Annotated in this window: 1 pseudogene; it reads right to left on the minus strand. The window is 67.8% G+C overall.

What is annotated here, in order from left to right:
- Window positions 1-211, minus strand: a pseudogene (locus K5E40_RS34780) (anthranilate synthase component 1); the annotation flags it as partial.

A 211-nucleotide genomic window follows, 5' to 3' on the forward strand; every position in this document is an offset into this window, starting at 1 on the left:
GGTGTCGCCGTCACGCAAGCAGGTGACCTGGGCCGGACAGGCCTCGCTCAATGGCGCCAGCAAGGCACGTCCGTTGGAGTTCAACGCCCGCAGCACCACATCGCGCCCCCAGCACTCGATGCGCAGGCAGCTGGAAAGGATCGCCACGCTACGCCGCGCAGCCTTGCTGTCCACGTCGAAGCAGTCGAACAGCATCCGGTTGGCGCCGGCC

It is taken from the genome of Pseudomonas baetica (assembly GCF_019733355.1).
Lineage (GTDB): Bacteria > Pseudomonadota > Gammaproteobacteria > Pseudomonadales > Pseudomonadaceae > Aquipseudomonas > Aquipseudomonas baetica_A.